Consider the following 16,334-nt stretch of genomic DNA (forward strand, 5'->3'; position numbering starts at 1 on the left):
TATTTGAGGATTTTTGAAATTATTTTAAATAAGTTTAACTAGCAAATGATTTTTATATTCACATCTGTAATTAGCACTGACATAAAAAAATTAAAATAAAATATCTCGTATTTCTACATAATTATCGTAGAAATACGAGATATTTTATCCTAAATTAGTTGAGGTTAATATGCCTACGTGGATGCACTAGTTATCTCTAATGAAAGAAGCGATCGCCTTTTTAACCTGAGAACCGGAGTCGTCTCTGGTATAGTACGTAAGACCTTTATCAATGAATGCAGAGGTAGTATCTATTAACTGCTGAATAATCTCCGAATTAGTATTATCTATTTCTTCAGTGACCTTTTGTCCTGTAAATCGGTTTTTTCGATCTTCTGGAGGTAATACAATCCGAGGATCTTTATAAGTCTCTTTTGGCTTGGGTTTAAATGTCTCATTTAAGTCAAACTGAAGCCGTAAGTAACGTTTAGAATCGTACCCACCCATGATTTGTCGGCAAATCGTACTACCAATCTCAGATGTAGGTTCCATGAAGATATTAGAAATATGTTGTACCCAGTCTAAGCCTCTCCATTTGCTTATTTGCTCATATTGATATGGTTCACCAGTTTGACCTGTGCCAATAGAAAGGATAGAAATATCTTCCAATCGTAGATTATCAAGTTTATATTTTTGCTTAATTGTTGGAGAGACTGAAGACTGACTAAGCCTCATAACTAGACTTAAAGCTGAAAGAGAGGGGTTATTAGCGGAAACTCCTCCATCAATGTGTGGGAATTCCCAATCACCAAATTTTTCTTTATCTACAGGTACTAATTTATATGGTGGAAAAAAAGTGGGAGCTGAGGCAGAAGCGGTACATATCTCCCATAAATAACAGTCATCGTACCATCTGTCTCCTAGATCAGGATGACAATTTGTAAAAAAGGTTGTATTACGATATAGCGTATCGTAAGCAAGAATCAAGATAATAGGTTTTTCAATATCCTTTATTCTTGTGGATTTATACGCATCTTTGAGGGCACTAATAATTCCATCATGAGAATATTTAGGTGCTGAAAATACATCAATAATTGATTTGATGATGGACGGCAAGTTTTTATAGCGCTCTTTTCTATCTGGCGGAAATATATCTTGACCTCTATCTCTATACAGTTTAATCAGTTCATCACTCTCCTTTCCTATAGCGATCCCTCCTGCTAATATTGAACCGGTAGAAGTGCCAGCAATCAGATCAAAGTATTCGTGTAAAAAGTTTCCTTTCCCCTGATTTCTTATTTCTTGTTCTACTTGTTGAAGTATTCGTGCTGTAATGACTCCACGAATACCGCCACCGTCTAAAGCCAAAATTTTGAAGGACATAGCAATTCTCCTTAATTATTTCTAGGTTCCATTACCTTGTTTAGCTCTCGAAGATCCCTCCTATCCAGTTGCTTTCATAGCGGATTCTCCTTTGAAGTACAACAAGGGAAGGAACTCTCCAAAGTTCTGACAGAATTCTTTTGCAATGCACTGCTTTCCCTTAGAAAGGGGGCTATTTTCCTCCATTTACTCTTTAGAGAGGGGTAAATGGAAGTGGGGGTCTTCTGATCTGAACTGTATTGAGAGTGGCCGCGGGTACAGAAACTGTTTTTTACCTAAGACACTAATAAATTCAAGGTTTCAAGTCGCAATTTCGGATAAAGCGACAAGTTAATTAATCAAGCAAGGTCTAGTACGCCACGGCGTAAATAGAGCAACCATTTAAAATCCCTAAAAAGCCCATTCCGTAATACTTTTGACTTTTGACTTTTGAATGAATGACTTCCGCCTTGCGGTACTAGTACTTTATCAAGCTAGTTTTGAGGGTTTGTAGTAAGCACTTTAGTGCTTAGAAAATAAGGACTAAAGTCCTAACTACGAACTTGCTTACCCATCAATTTAAACTTGACAGACTACTAACCTTGACTCTGGTAGATGAAAATCTTGCCAGTTCAAGTATGACTTTGATGTATAATTCTTTGTCTATTACGTAAGCTTAAATAAATATTTGCTATAAGAAAGTTAAAGCTTGACCCCGGACTTGCGTATTTACCTGGCCTTTGTCATAAACTATCTCACCACCGACAATGGTGGTTGTAGCCCAGCCGGTGAGGTTCCAGCCTTCAAAGGGACTCCAACGGCACTTAGTTAAAAGTTCCTCCCGCCGGACTGGACGGTATGTGTTTAAATCTATAAGCACTAAATCAGCATCGTAACCAGGTGCGATCGCTCCTTTATTGGGAATACCATAGGCCACAGCTACAGCTTTAGACATCCAGTTCACAACTTGAGCAACAGTACACTTTCCCTCCATCGCCGCAGTTAACATTAAAGCGAGGGAGGTTTCCACCCCAGGCATTCCCGAAGGACTATTGGGGTATTCTTGAGCTTTTTCTTCTAAGGTGTGCGGGGCGTGATCTGTAGCGATGAAATCAATCACGCCATCGCGCAAAGCTTGCCAGAGAACTTCGTTATCGTGGGGCGATCGCAAAGGTGGATTCATCTGTGCTAATGTACCAATCTTCTCATAAGCACTAGTATTCAACAACAAATGCTGTGGTGTCACCTCTGCTGTTACCCAACTAGGTTTCTCCTGACGCAACAAATCTGCTTCCTCGGCAGTTGACATGTGCAGAATATGCAGACGACGTTGATATTTTTGAGAAAGTTTTAATGCCAGTTGGGTTGCAAGCATTGCCGCTTGATTATCTTGAATTTGCGAGTGAACAGCTGGATCGTGGATGTTGGCAAATTCTTGGCGTCGTTGGTTGATTCTAGCTTGGTCTTCGGCATGAACGGCAATCAAGCGCGAGCCTTTAGCAAATATCGCCGAGAGTGCTGTTTCGGCATCAACCAGCAACTGACCATGCATCGACCCCATGAAAATCTTAATTCCTGGTGTTGGCTTTGCCAAAAGCAAATCTGGGAGATTCTCTGCTGTTGCCCCAATAAAAAAGCCATAATTAACCAAGCACTTGTGGGAGGAACGTTCTAGCTTGTCGTCTAAAGCCTGCTGTGTCGTCGTCAGGGGGCGCGTATTGGGCATTTCTAAAAAAGAAGTGACTCCACCTTTAGCACAGGCACAACTGGCAGTGAATAAATCTTCCTTATGTTCTAGCCCAGGTTCCCGAAAATGCACCTGCGGATCGATAACTCCTGGCAACAAAGTTAACCCTTGTGCGTCAATTTCAGTGGCTAGTGCTGTTTGGGAGATTTCTGGGGCAACTTCGACTATTTTGCGAGCGCGCGTCAACACATCCCCAATCATCAGTTCACCATTGGGTAGAATTATGCGAGCGCGACGAATCAGTAAATTTTGTGGGGATGACATAGAGTTAACTTTGTTCAGACAGGAAGCTATGTATTACAGAAAACCATGCTTTTAGGTTAAACTTATTCGCGCTCGGAGTAACCAATTTTTGCCGTGTGTTAAAAAAAAGTTTATTTTTAATTTATGAAGAAGCCCGTTAATCAATTTTGGATTTTAGATTTAGGATTTTGTTATTGACCGTACCCTAGAAGGGATGCGGCTTGGGGATTTTACAATTGGTTTCACCCACTAGAGGCGAGTCATGACCCGTAAGAAACACCTCCAATCCAAAATCTCAAATCCACAATCTAAAATTGGTAGTCAAGATGCGAACATGACTAGGAAATTAAAGTTTTCCCGTTAAGATTAACAAATAAAGTCTCACCAGGCGAGTTAATTACCTACATCTTTCGTTCAGTTAAGTAATTTCATGCAAAATCAAGTGCCTGATAACAATTCTAGTCAACAACCTGATAATTCTTGGATCGCAGAGCTAGGTAGAACAATTGTATTGAGCATTGTTCTAGCTCTGGGAATTCGTACATTTGTTGCTGAAGCACGCTGGATTCCTTCTGGATCGATGGAACCGACTCTGCATGGTACGCCAAACCAGTGGGAGGCAGACAAAATCATTGTCGATAAGTTGAAATATAAATTTGCTGACCCGCAGAGGGGAGATATTGTAGTGTTTTCACCTACAAAAGAACTGCAAAAAGAACAATACCAGGATGCTTTTATTAAACGGGTAATTGGCTTACCTGGAGAAAAAGTACAACTTAGAGATGGCAAAGTCTATATCAACAACAAACCCCTCTCAGAAGCCAATTACCTCAGTTCTGGGCAGAGTACAGTAATTGATGTTTGTCAATCAGGGCCACAACCACCTTTTTTGGCAAAACCCCAGACTATACCAGCCGATTCATACTTAGTACTAGGTGACAATCGTAACAATAGTTATGATGGTCGCTGCTGGGGTGTTGTCCCCCGCCAGAATATTATTGGACGGGCTGTAGTTCGCTTCTGGCCTCTAAATCATGTTGGAGGAATAGATAAATCGCCACTATATCCATAAATTAATATTACTAAGGAACGTGGATTAAATAAAATGCAAAACTTCATCCTCTATCTTGCTTCCCTCTCCTTTATAAGGAGAGGGATTGAGGGTGAGGTAAGTCAGGGACATAAATTGTATGTTATTTAATTCTTATTCCTAATGTGGATAAGTAACAAAAGAATTTTAGATTGGGTACTGCTAAATCACCAATCTTTAATCTAAAATTTGTCTTGAAAAGTTGGCTACGGAGAGACTTGTTACAACGCTCTTAACCCGCGCAACGCAGTGGCTCTCCTGACAACTTTTCGCAAAATCTAAAATCCAAAATTGCTATGATGCCTTACCTAGCCAAGATTTTAGTGTATCCAGTTAAGTCACTGGATGGTGTTGAAGTCGAGAACGCTGGAGTTCTTGCCAGTGGCGCACTACAGTATGACCGTGAGTTTGCCATTTTTGACGAACAGGGTAAATTTGTCAATGCCAAGCGTCATGCTAAAATCCATTTACTAAGGGCGCAATTTGCACTCTTCAATAGAACTATCTCGCTACAAATCCCAGGCGGCGACTCACAACAAATTTTTCATCTAGATGACGAACGGCAAGCGCTAGAAGCAACTTTGAGTGATTTTTTTGGGTTTGCTGTCACATTCAGGCAAAACTCTCTTATGGGCTTTCCTGACGATACATCTGCACCAGGTTCAACGGTAATTAGTACAGCAACGTTGGCAGAGGTAGCTTCTTGGTTTCCCGGTTTAAGTGTAGATGAAATGCGCCGTCGGATGCGTGCCAACATTGAGATTGATGGTGTACCAGCATTTTGGGAAGATCAGCTATTTAGTGAACAAGGTGATTTATTTTCCTTTCGAGTGGGAGATGTCCACTTTTTTGGGGTTAACCCATGTCAGCGTTGTATAGTCCCAACACGCGATTCTTACTTAGGGGAAGCTTACCCAAACTTTCAAAAAATCTTTGCGAACCAGCGGCAAGCAACCTTGCCAGATTGGGTTGCTTCATCGCCTTTTAATCACTTTTACAGATTGAGTGTCAATACCCAATTACCCCCATCGTCAGCCGGAAAAATTTTACAAATCGGCGATAAGGTTAACATACTTCCACAATAAAAGTAACATTTATTTGAATTAAAAAATACAACGTAACTTTTTTTGTTTTTATCATTTATTTGCATGAAAATTTTAAAATTGTTGTAGTTAAATATAGGTTTTTGTACAAGTTGAGAGCTTTTGAAACCAGAAAATCAAGTAAGTGTGACTGATCTATTCGCCCCTTTACAATCTCTCAAACAAGGTGACTGGTTCAAGCTGATCTGCGGAGCCAGCTTCCAGCATTTGTCGGCAGTCAGAAGTTTAACGTTAGCCTATACTTTGGCGGGCGCTGACTGTATAGATGTTGCAGCTGACCCAGCGGTAATTGCAGCGGCGCAAGCAGCGCTACTTGTAGCTAGAACTCTTGCTAGAGATGCCCAAAAGCGAGGCTTTGACTACAAAGGCAATTCACCTTTTTTGATGGTCAGCCTGAACGATGGAGAAGACCCCCATTTTCGGAAAGCAGAATTTAATCCTACTGAGTGTCCTACAGATTGCCCTAGACCCTGTGAACGGATTTGTCCGGCACAAGCAATCATATTTAACAATAAAAAAGAAGACTTTTCGGGAGTAGTATCCGAAAAGTGCTATGGCTGCGGTCGTTGCCTACCAATTTGTCCATATGGTATAATTTATACATCTTCATATGTGACAACGCCGGGAGCGATCGCGCCATTGATAATGTCAACGGGAGTAGATGCCCTAGAAATCCATACACAAGTAGGGCGGTTGGCAGAATTTCAGCGATTGTGGCAAGCAATTTCCCCGTGGACCGACCAATTAAAGGTACTAGCCATCAGCTGTCCCGATGGCGATGGGATGACTGACTACCTAAAAGCAATATATGACCTGATTGCCCCACTCAAGAGTGCTTTAATATGGCAAACCGACGGTCGCCCCATGAGCGGCGATATTGGCGATGGCACTACAATAGCCGCGGTGAAATTAGGGCAAAAAGTTTTGGCAGCTAAATTACCGGGATATGTGCAGTTAGCAGGCGGCACTAATAGCTATACCGTTGCTAAGTTAAGGGCAATGGGACTGCTAAACGATTTTAGATTGCCGATTTTAGATCTTGGATTAGAAGACGCCAATCCCCAATCTGAAATCCAAAATCGTTCGACTGAGCGCTCATGCCAAAGTCCAAAATCCAAAATTGCCGGGATTGCCTACGGTAGCTACGCCCGTGTACTGCTGTCACCGATTCTCGAGCAATTAGAGAATAAGGAGGTAAGTAACACCAATATTAAGGCGACTGTTCGCCTAGAAGAAGATGACGGATTACTTTGGCAAGCTGTAGAACTTGCCTATTCTCTCGTTTCCCAGATCAAGTCACAACAGGAGCGTTAATTTCTTGCTCAGGACAATTACCCAGAATGGGTTCTCTTGCACGCAAATCTGAAACTTAAGAGATAGCTATCGCAATACGATTCGGATAAGGTTGATAATTGACATTATTCTCAGAAATGGAAACTAATGATAAACCTTTGAGGATTCTAAAAATTTAGATTTTTGGTTAACCGAACCGTATTGATAGCTATCGGACTGCTAAATCAGTAAATCAGTTTACAACCGTAACGCACCTAGTCTTCGACCCTAAAAGGGTTGGGTTTTTTTTGTAGGTTCCACGTAGTGAAAGTTCTTAGACTATTACTTCAACAACTTTAGAGATATAAGATAGAGGTATGCTTTTGTCCCTCATTCCTCGATAGGTTGAGAGAGTGAGCATTTGTTAAGCACAAACACTGAGTACCGAATTATACTAATAATTTATGCTCGTATAGTCAAGGTAGGGAGTTTGAGCATGAAGTGAGCGCTTGAGAACAGTTAAAGGCTGAAAGTATTCATTTGCTGTTGTTTCCGTCACCATATAAAGCATGACGATTACAGACGATCTCCAAAAGTTATTAGACATTTTGCCCCAAGATTTGCAACAAGTACTAGAGAGTCATCCCAAACGAGATAGTTTAGTAGAAGTGGTTTTGGATTTGGGTCGTCGCCCAGAGGCTCGCTTTCCCAATGAAGCTGAGTATCTGAGCGAAGTACCCGTTACTCAAGAACAGATAGATGATTGCACTCAACGAGTCGGAATCTTTGGCGGAGATAATCGGGCAGGAATTGAGCAAACTTTGCATCGGATCAGCGCCATCCGCAATCGCACGGGTAAGATTATTGGCTTGACCTGTCGCGTTGGTCGGGCGGTATTCGGAACCATTGGCATGATCCGCGATTTGGTAGAAACTGGTAAATCGATTCTCATGCTGGGGCGTCCAGGCGTGGGCAAAACTACTGCCTTACGGGAAATTGCCCGTGTTTTGGCGGATGAACTGGATAAGCGAGTGGTGATTATTGACACCTCAAACGAAATTGCTGGGGATGGTGATGTTGCCCACCCCGCCATTGGTCGCGCTAGGCGGATGCAAGTGGCTCATCCAGAACAACAGCATCAGGTGATGATTGAGGCAGTGGAAAACCATATGCCAGAAGTCATCGTCATTGATGAAATTGGCACGGAACTGGAAGCTTTAGCGGCTCGTACCATTGCTGAACGGGGTGTACAGTTGGTAGGTACTGCCCACGGGAATCAGATAGAAAATCTGATTAAAAACCCCACCCTTGCTGATTTAGTTGGGGGTATCCAAGCTGTAACACTGGGAGACGACGAAGCCAGACGCCGGGGTTCTCAAAAAACTGTTTTGGAGCGGAAAGCCCCTCCTACCTTTGAAATTGCTGTGGAAATGTTGGAACGGCAACGCTGGACAGTACACGAAAGTGTTGCTGACACAGTAGATAATCTGCTGCGGGGGCGTCAGCCTACCCCACAAACGAGAACTGTTGATGACCACGGCAAAGTCGGGGTTACAAGGCAGTTAGCCGTTGTCAACGGTCGCGGTGGACAGCTAGCGACAGTGGAGGAATCTTTCCCACCGGCGCGCCCGTCTAATGGCTGGCGTTCATCTGGGCAAATGGTAGCACTGCCGCAATTGCCAGTAGAGCGGGTAACTGGGCGGAGTGAGTTTGACCGTTTGCTGGATGAATCCTTCAATTATTCGGAGAGCATTGATTTAGGTGCTGCTACCAGACAGCCAGGACCTAATGGTGAAGATTTGCCACTGCATGTTTACCCCTATGGCGTCAGCCGCCACCAACTAGAACAGGTAATCAGTGTGCTAACTTTACCTGTGGTGTTGACAAAAGATATAGATAGTGCTGATGCAATTTTAGCACTGCGATCGCACGTCAAAAACCACGCCAAATTACGCCAAATGGCCAAAGCCCGTCATGTACCCATCCACATGATTAAGTCCAGCACCATTCCCCAAATTACCCGTGGCTTGCGGCGGTTGCTGAACATGGACGACCCAGAAATGGCTGATGATCGCGAACTGCAACTGTTTTTGCACAGTGGTAGCGACGATGAGATGGACGCTCTTGAAGAAGCCAGACTTGCTGTTGAGCAAATTGTGATTCCTAAAGGACAGCCAGTCGAGTTATTGCCGCGTTCTCCCCAAGTCCGCAAAATGCAACATGAGTTGGTAGAACATTATCGCCTCAAGTCGCATAGTTTTGGTGAAGAACCAAATAGAAGATTGCGGATTTATCCGGCGTAACCTCACCCCTAACCCCTCTCCGAAACGGAGAGGGGATGTCACTAGGAGACACTTAACTTAATGTCCTATAGAGACTTTTCTTTAAGAAAAGTAAAACAAGACTTTAATCTCACTTTAGTAGAAGGTGGGCGATTTTTACCTCCTATAGAACCAATCTCACCTAGTCCTCTACTGGCTGAATTTTTAGCAGAAAGTATCCAGTTAGCAATTGCAATGGGTTCTGAGAAAGCTAGATCAGAATTGATTATCAGCCCAATATTGTTTGAAGTCCGAAAAATTCTCAACAGACAAATCAGTTTTTTTTCTGGAGAAGAATTTAATGTTGAACCAGAAGTTGGACTGGCGGGATTTTGCGACTTTCTGATTAGCATTTCGCCAGAACAGTTATTTATTGAAGCCCCAGCAGTGGTGATTGTGGAAGCCAAAAAGGAAAATCTTAAAGGTGGTTTGGGGCAGTGTATTGCAGAAATGATCGCCGCCCAAAGGTTTAATGCCAAATACGAAAAACCTATTGCCATTATCTACGGTAGTGTTACTAGTGGCAACTTGTGGACTTTCCTCAAGTTGAAAGACAATACTGTAACTATTGATTTAACTGAATACTTAATTCCTCCAGTAGAGCAAGTTTTAGGTATTTTAGTGTGGATGATTCAGTCACAGTCAGCTTCTGATTGTTGTTAATTTACTCAACCAGTACAAAGTCATGACTAATGAGCTTTTGAATTATCATATCCTGATGGAGATCAAGATATGATTGTCCTAACTAATTATTGGCACTCTTAATAAGGCTTATTGAGAAATTAATGGAAGGCGATCGCATATTTAGCTAAGGGTGCGATCGCATTTGCTACTCGTTGAAATTGAGATCACAAAATCTGGGAATTTTGCGATTATTTGCTACTTTAAACTATATGCAAATAATTGAAATTTCTCCATTTCAAGCATTTCGCCGAAGTGTGACAACGGTAATGCAGGTAGTTCCAAAGGAGCTACGCTACGTGACAATTTTGACATTACTGGGTGGTTCAAGCCCAGCGATCGCCATTTGGCTCAACAAGGTGATCATTGATGAAATTACTCGCTTATTGAGCATCGGGACAACGCACAATGCTATCGCCCTGATACTTTCTCAACCACTGCTACTCTCCAGTATTGCAGGTTCACTGCTGGTGAATTTGGTGAGTGATGCGATCGCTAGCATCAATAACTTTGTATCTACTTCCCTGCGCGTAGGCGTAGCCCGCCGTAGGCATCGCTCCCGTTAGAATATTTGCGATCGCGGATTGATGTAGTTATGCAAGATTACGCTCGTTTTCCGACTACTGTGCGGGAAAATGTTGCTTTTGGGGATTTACCTAAAATGCAGGATGACGACGCTATCACCGAAGCGATCGCCAAGGCTGGTTTGGCTGGAGTAATTCAAAACCTAGATCACGGTATGGAAACTCTCTTAGGCAAACAACTAGAAGGCGGTATTGATCTATCAGGGGGACAATGGCAGAGGTTAGCGATCGCTCGTGCTTTGTTGCGACTGTCTCCAGCCGAACTACTCATCCTTGATGAGCCAACAGCGAACCTTGATCCGAAAACAGAACATGAGATTTACAACATTTTGCGTACCTTGGTGAAGGGGAGAATAGCCGTTGTAGTCAGCCATCGCCTCGCCTTGGCAAAACTAGCAGACCGAGTAGTAGTACTAGAACACGGTCAAATTATCGAGGTAGGCACTCATGACGAACTCATTGCACTAGGCGGACAGTATCACTTGATGTTTACTCGTCAAGCAAGTAGCTACAATTGAGTCGGGAGTGGGCTAAGGTGTACACACAAGTCGGAAAAACTTCATCCACCAAAGATTTGCGGTGAAGCAGCGCTGCGGGAGGGTTTCCCTCCGCAGGCGACTACTGAACCCGTTCGCGTAGCGTCTCCGATAGGAGAAGGGTGCGTTACGCTGGCGTGACAAAGCTAAATTGTTGCAATTTGGCGATGCCTGCGGTGGGCTACGCCAACGCATTTGTTATTTCGGCGAACGCATTTATTATTTCGGCGAACTCATTTGTTATTTCGGCGAACTCATTTGTTATTTTGGCGAACTCATTTGTTATTTTGGCGAACTCATTTGTTATTTCGGCGAACTCATTTGTTATTTCGGCGAACTCATTTGTTATTTCGGCGAGCGCATTTGTTATTTCGGCGAGCGCATTTGTTATTTTGGCGTCTCCATAACGAACCCTACGAAACAACTAGAAGAGTTGAAACCTATGCTGGTCATACTTGTGTGTACACCATAGGGGGAGACAAGGGAGACAAGGAGAATAACCAATGCCCCATACCCAATACCCAATTAATGCCCAATACTTCTCTACGAGAAGCTGCGCCAACGGCTCCCAACTCTTGGAGAGGCTGCGCCTTAAGCGAAGCTATGCCGCAGGCTTTACGACTCCGGTTCCATCGAGCGGAGCCGAGATGCTCAGGGCAAGCTCAGTACAAGTGCCCCATGCCCCAGTCGCCAGATTCTCTGTGTACTTTTCTATTCTGGTAACTTATATTGCCCAACAATACGCTTGGCAAACTCTGGAACATGCGCTTCTAATTTTTCTGGATGATTTCGCTTCATATACAAATAATTCCGAGTAAAGTGAGAATCAATCGAAAACCGCGCATACTCTAAACCCTTGGGGCCGATTTTTTCGATGACCACACCCATGAGTTTTGCTGCCCACATCGGGAGGGTAACGCCTTTATCGTAAGCGGGAATACTTTGCTGTACAGCTTCCTTCCGGTTGCCTTTAGACATGACTGGTTGAGTATCTAACTGGTCTTTCACCAAATCCAGCATTTCCTTACCAGTGTCATTTCTAACTACAATCCATTGCCAGCCGAAGGGTGCGCCCATGTAGCCAACGACTAAATCAGCTAGGGAGTTGACGTAATCAAAGCAACTCATACAGGATGGGGCAAAGACATCTTTGAGTTGGTTTGTCTTCAAGCCAAAGAAAGGCACTGTTTCTGATGAGCCATCTTCATGTTTGAAGTGAACCCGGAAGTCTTGCATGAATTCGTAATGCACAACTGTCTCAGGCGATCGGCTGGTGGTTTCTAAGAATTTTTGCAGTCCGGCACGGTTAACATTATCTACGCAGGGCGTACCCAAAACATACAGCTTTTCTAAGCCAAGTTGTTTTTCTACGGCTCGTAGCGCCTGGATTTGGCAACCAACACCAATTACTAATAGCCGCTTCATCCCCGATTTTTCTATCTGTTCCAATACAGAAAGGTTGGGGGAAAGTGTTGGTTTATTTACCCGCGCTGCTAGTATTTCTTCTGGAGTCCGGGCGATGATCGGCATAGGTTGAAAGCGGTCTTCTTTAGTGTTTTGCACACAGACGACACCTTCAACTAAGCCGCGATTGAGCATTTCAATGGCAATGCTGCTAACAATACCCGTCCATTGTGCGCCTTCGATGGGCTGTTGTTTTTGCGCCGCTATCATGTCTTGGTGAACACCAAAGTAGAGTTCATCAGGGTTGTCGAGATGGCGCGATCGCGTGTGCGTTTCTTCTTCAAGTTCGCCTATTTGTTGATTAATAAAAGCGCAGGCTTCCTTGACATAGTGAATATAGTATGTATCGCATAGTCCGCACTCGCTACAGAGTTCTTTAGCAGGGCGGCGGCTGGTAGGTTTTAAGGCTCTGGCTTTTTTGTGAGGAGAAACTGAGGTCATGTAAATTTTTTGTTTTATCCAGGAATCGCTTTTATTACAATACCTTTACTGGCTATGAACTTGACGATAGAGATTCAAGAAGAGGATGGACGCTTTTTGGCAGAAGTGATTGGTTTTCCTGGTGTACTGCTTTATGGCCAGACAAAGGAAGCAGTTTTTACCAGAGTGCAAGCATTAGCTCTGCGTGTGTTGGCAGATAAGCGAAGAACATGGGGAAGTAACGCACAACAGCAGCTAGCGCCAGTGCAGCCCAAAAATTTGATGTTTTTAACCAAATGGGCATCTTTTATTTCGAGCAACCTTCATTTGTTCAACTAGTGTTGATGTACTTAGATATACTTGTGGAAATCGGTTATATTCTCTGAGCCAAGCACTAACTTTTGGATTAATCCAATTAATAAAACAATAAATATCACTATGTATATTGTCAAGTTGCAGGTAATTCCAAATTGGTTCATGGTGAAAATTGCGGTTACGTAACCAATGTATACTTTTGATTTTTGGTCGTATTTGTTTAATATTTAGCTCAGAAGATTTAGCATATTTGAATATTTTTTTACAAAAAGGACGCCATATCGTAATTTCATAATATGTTTTATCTATTAAGCTTTTCCAAAATCCAAAACTCAGTTCTGGAATTAAGTGATTTAAGTTATGATTGCATTTTTTAAGAACAGCGTTATAGCGGTTATCGATTGGATGATAACACCAAAATCCTTGCTGTCAAATCATTTCAGCAAAGTTTTTGTATCTCACTCAACTGCACACCGCTATAACAGTCTCATGTTCATAACTGTCTAATTGAATTTTTCCATTACATAACCAATCATTACCATGCTTAACGGATAATACGTTGTCGATTGTATTGCGTAGGGCAATCTCTAAAGTATGTAGACTTGGATATAGTGCCTCGCAAAGTTGAGTATTGATCTGACATATTCTGATGGCGTTGCCGTGATTACTATTTGCAGCGCTAAGATATGGTTTCATACGTGCGGCTGAAAAATTCATCAGAATATCTTTTAGCTCATCATCTGTTAGTTTAGGCTGAGGCATTGACAACTATTATAATATTCGCTATATTATATTACGTAGACACCAGAACGTCCTATGTCTCGTATAACCGAGTTATGGTCCTGGTGTAAAGGAATTTAATTTTGATCGTGTTTTTTAAATAAACCCCCTAAACTTTATATATTTAGGGGGTTTTGTTATATGACAAAATTATTAATGTTTAGTTACAGGACTTACGCAAACAATAGCTGAAACCCTGATTTTTAGGTAGGGGCAATTCATGAATTGCCCCTACAGCGTATAGTTTTGCGTAAGTCCTAAGTTATTTAGTGTAGAGTTAGTATACATAAAGTTTTGAAAATATTCAGTAAAATAACTTAAAAGGTTGCTTTTCTCAAGCCTCTGTATGTGTATCTCTAGTTTTAGCTAAAACGCGATCGCACCTGCCTTCTTTTTTCCTAATTTGTTCCTCTTCAAAAACAAAAACCAGTGACACAAAACTCTAAAACAGGTGCAGCATTTATCGCAGGCGGAACCATAGCAGGTGCTGGTGTTTCCGCAACCGTAGGTGGGATGGGATTAGCCGGAGGATTTGGTGCTGTTGGCATTGGTGCAACTCCTGTAGTGGCTGCTGGCGCTGTGGCTGGTGCTGCTGCTTATGGTGCTTTTAAAGCGATCGCACAGGGAGATGCTACTGTGATCGCTACAATGGGAATTGGTGCAGTCGGCGGTGCTGGTGTTTATAGTGTCGTCGGTGGTATGGGTTTAGTCGCGCCTAAAGTAGGGCTGGCATTTGGGATTGGTGCAGTCCCGATGGCGGGTATTGGTGCAGTGGTGGGACTCGCCGCCTATGGTATTACCAAACTGTTAGACGAATCTGAAATTAGCGAAACTCCAGTACAGCTTTTTGAGCGAATGGAAGAGAAAGTTTTGCTGATGGATGCCTATTCAGAAGCAGTGATGGAATTAGAAGCATTTTTATCTGGTGAGGATTTCAACCAAAAATTTGCTGCTTTGGAAGTCGAAGATGAGTTACAGGCACTTAAGGCTGAATTAAAGAAAAAATCAGAATTTGTTACTCCTAAACCTTCTACTGCCAATATTGAAGCAGAAACAATATCTCTGACAACCCAGTTACCTGAAAGCTGGAGATGTGTACGTACACTCAAGGGTCACTTAGCGGCAGTTAATGCGATCGCTATCAGTCCTGATGGTACTACCTTGATTAGTGGCAGTGATGACAGACAAGTTTATCTGTGGAACTTGAAAACAGGAAAATGGCTTTACATGTTCTCTGGACAAGCAGAGGCAGTTTTATCTGTTGCTATCAGCCCTGATGGACAACAAATTGCAAGTGGCAGTGTCGATCGTAAAATCAGCAGTTGGCAGATGGACACAAGAAAATTTCACCGGACATTATTTTATTTAAGTTCTCCCTACAGTCATAATGGCTTTGTTAACTCGGTAACCTACAGTCCTGATGGGGCAATTCTTGCCAGTGGTGCTGACGATAAGACTGTTAGAATTTGGGGACGCTACACGGGAACAATAAAACGCACCTTGAATGGACACTCAGATGCAGTTTTGTCTGTCACCATCAGTCCCGATGGTAAAATCCTTGCAAGCAGTAGCGCGGATCAAACTATCAGGCTTTGGGATATCAAAACTTGGCAACAGCGCTACATTCTCACTGAACATTTGGGAGCTGTGAATACAGTTGTTATTAGTCTTAACAGTCAAACTCTTATTAGTGGTAGCACAGACACCACAATAAAGGTGTGGAATCTTCAAACTGGAGAATTACTCTCCACTCTGACTGGACACTCAGCGGCGGTTTTATCTGTTGCCATCAGCCCTGATGGAAAAACTCTCGTCAGTGCCAGCAGAGACGGTATCATCAAACTTTGGAACCTACATACTGGCGAACTACTAGAAAATCTTTCTGGGCGAAATCCCGTTGCTTTCAGTCCTGATGGCAAGACGCTGGTAAGTGGCGGTAATGGCGGATGCATCAAGATTTGGAGTCAAATGCAAAGCTTTGATAAATTTAATCTCGACTCTGTATTATCTGGGGAATGGTGGGAAGTCTTGGGTGTAGATCAGAGTGATAATGCCAATCCTGTAAAACTTGCCTACCTTCGATTAGCAAGACAGTATCATCCTGATCTCAACAGTTCTGCGATCGCAAAAGCTTCAATGCAAGCAATTAATCAAGCTTATAAAGAATTCCAGGAGCAGTTAAACACTGACAAATGTCAGTAGGGTAAAATATATAACTCTTCGGAAGTATTGACATCTTAAACTTTTAAAGTGTTAATCTTGCATATTCTGAAAAAAAGTTATAAATTATTAGATTATAGGGGAATAATCTAACCTCTTAGTGTCAAAAACTAATCCGGCTCAAGTAAATATACTGCAACCAGTTTTAACTTCACGCAAACCCTAAACAGTACTGAAGATATATTTTTGTTTAGTAAAGCAAAGATTCCGGACATGA

13 protein-coding genes are annotated in these 16,334 nt (G+C 42.5%); 9 read left to right on the forward strand and 4 right to left on the reverse strand.

Translation table 11 applies throughout. From position 1 onward, the window contains the following. Positions 1 to 186: 186 nt before the first annotated feature. Both V7K49_RS07250 and V7K49_RS07255 read right to left on the reverse strand, forming a co-directional pair. The gene (locus V7K49_RS07250; protein WP_335205033.1) at positions 187 to 1,362 is read right to left on the reverse strand and encodes a patatin-like phospholipase family protein; all 1,176 of its coding nucleotides are present in this window, start codon (positions 1,360 to 1,362) and stop codon (positions 187 to 189) included. Between the two features lie 670 nt (positions 1,363 to 2,032). Then, positions 2,033 to 3,352 carry a dihydroorotase gene (locus V7K49_RS07255; RefSeq protein ID WP_335205034.1) on the reverse strand — a complete coding sequence of 440 codons (1,320 nt, stop codon included), beginning with the start codon at positions 3,350 to 3,352 and terminating at the stop codon, positions 2,033 to 2,035. Positions 3,353 to 3,761: 409 nt separating this feature from the next. Between V7K49_RS07255 and lepB the strand changes: the two genes are divergently transcribed. The 7 genes from lepB (at position 3,762) to V7K49_RS07290 (ending at position 10,900) form a co-directional block, all read left to right on the forward strand. Then, positions 3,762 to 4,403 carry a signal peptidase I gene (gene lepB, locus V7K49_RS07260; RefSeq protein WP_334865204.1) on the forward strand — a complete coding sequence of 214 codons (642 nt, stop codon included), beginning with the start codon at positions 3,762 to 3,764 and terminating at the stop codon, positions 4,401 to 4,403. A 317-nt stretch (positions 4,404 to 4,720) separates the two neighbouring features. After that, positions 4,721 to 5,506 carry an MOSC domain-containing protein gene (locus V7K49_RS07265; protein WP_335205126.1) on the forward strand — a complete coding sequence of 262 codons (786 nt, stop codon included), beginning with the start codon at positions 4,721 to 4,723 and terminating at the stop codon, positions 5,504 to 5,506. A 144-nt stretch (positions 5,507 to 5,650) separates the two neighbouring features. Beyond that, positions 5,651 to 6,838 (forward strand): circadian clock protein LdpA, encoded by a 1,188-nt coding sequence (gene ldpA, locus V7K49_RS07270; protein WP_335205127.1) that lies wholly within the window; start codon positions 5,651 to 5,653, stop codon positions 6,836 to 6,838. 527 nt (positions 6,839 to 7,365) lie between these two features. Further along, complete coding sequence (locus V7K49_RS07275) at positions 7,366 to 9,099, forward strand: R3H domain-containing nucleic acid-binding protein (RefSeq protein ID WP_334865206.1); 1,734 nt, start codon at positions 7,366 to 7,368, stop codon at positions 9,097 to 9,099. Positions 9,100 to 9,159: 60 nt separating this feature from the next. Further along, the gene (locus V7K49_RS07280; protein WP_335205035.1) at positions 9,160 to 9,780 is read left to right on the forward strand and encodes a hypothetical protein; all 621 of its coding nucleotides are present in this window, start codon (positions 9,160 to 9,162) and stop codon (positions 9,778 to 9,780) included. 230 nt (positions 9,781 to 10,010) lie between these two features. Continuing rightward, positions 10,011 to 10,364 carry a hypothetical protein gene (locus V7K49_RS07285; RefSeq protein WP_335205036.1) on the forward strand — a complete coding sequence of 118 codons (354 nt, stop codon included), beginning with the start codon at positions 10,011 to 10,013 and terminating at the stop codon, positions 10,362 to 10,364. Positions 10,365 to 10,369: 5 nt separating this feature from the next. Next, positions 10,370 to 10,900: an ATP-binding cassette domain-containing protein gene (locus V7K49_RS07290; RefSeq protein ID WP_442948650.1), complete on the forward strand. Its 531-nt coding sequence runs from the start codon at positions 10,370 to 10,372 to the stop codon at positions 10,898 to 10,900. 729 nt (positions 10,901 to 11,629) lie between these two features. Here V7K49_RS07290 and V7K49_RS07295 read toward each other — a convergent pair. Further along, positions 11,630 to 12,823, reverse strand: a complete 1,194-nt coding sequence (locus tag V7K49_RS07295; protein WP_335205038.1) for a Coenzyme F420 hydrogenase/dehydrogenase, beta subunit C-terminal domain — start codon at positions 12,821 to 12,823, stop codon at positions 11,630 to 11,632. Positions 12,824 to 12,877: 54 nt separating this feature from the next. On the opposite strand from V7K49_RS07295, the gene V7K49_RS07300 reads away from it, so the two are divergent. Further along, the gene (locus tag V7K49_RS07300) at positions 12,878 to 13,141 is read left to right on the forward strand and encodes a type II toxin-antitoxin system HicB family antitoxin (RefSeq protein ID WP_335205039.1); all 264 of its coding nucleotides are present in this window, start codon (positions 12,878 to 12,880) and stop codon (positions 13,139 to 13,141) included. A 438-nt stretch (positions 13,142 to 13,579) separates the two neighbouring features. On the opposite strand, the gene V7K49_RS07305 is transcribed toward V7K49_RS07300, so the two are convergent. Beyond that, positions 13,580 to 13,879: a hypothetical protein gene (locus tag V7K49_RS07305; protein ID WP_335205040.1), complete on the reverse strand. Its 300-nt coding sequence runs from the start codon at positions 13,877 to 13,879 to the stop codon at positions 13,580 to 13,582. Positions 13,880 to 14,326: 447 nt separating this feature from the next. Here V7K49_RS07305 and V7K49_RS07310 point away from each other — a divergent pair, with 447 nt between their 5' ends. After that, complete coding sequence (locus V7K49_RS07310) at positions 14,327 to 16,099, forward strand: DnaJ domain-containing protein (protein ID WP_335205041.1); 1,773 nt, start codon at positions 14,327 to 14,329, stop codon at positions 16,097 to 16,099. Positions 16,100 to 16,334 lie beyond the last annotated feature (235 nt).

Origin of the sequence: Nostoc sp. (genome assembly GCF_036919675.1) — a bacterium.
Classification (GTDB): domain Bacteria; phylum Cyanobacteriota; class Cyanobacteriia; order Cyanobacteriales; family Nostocaceae; genus Nostoc.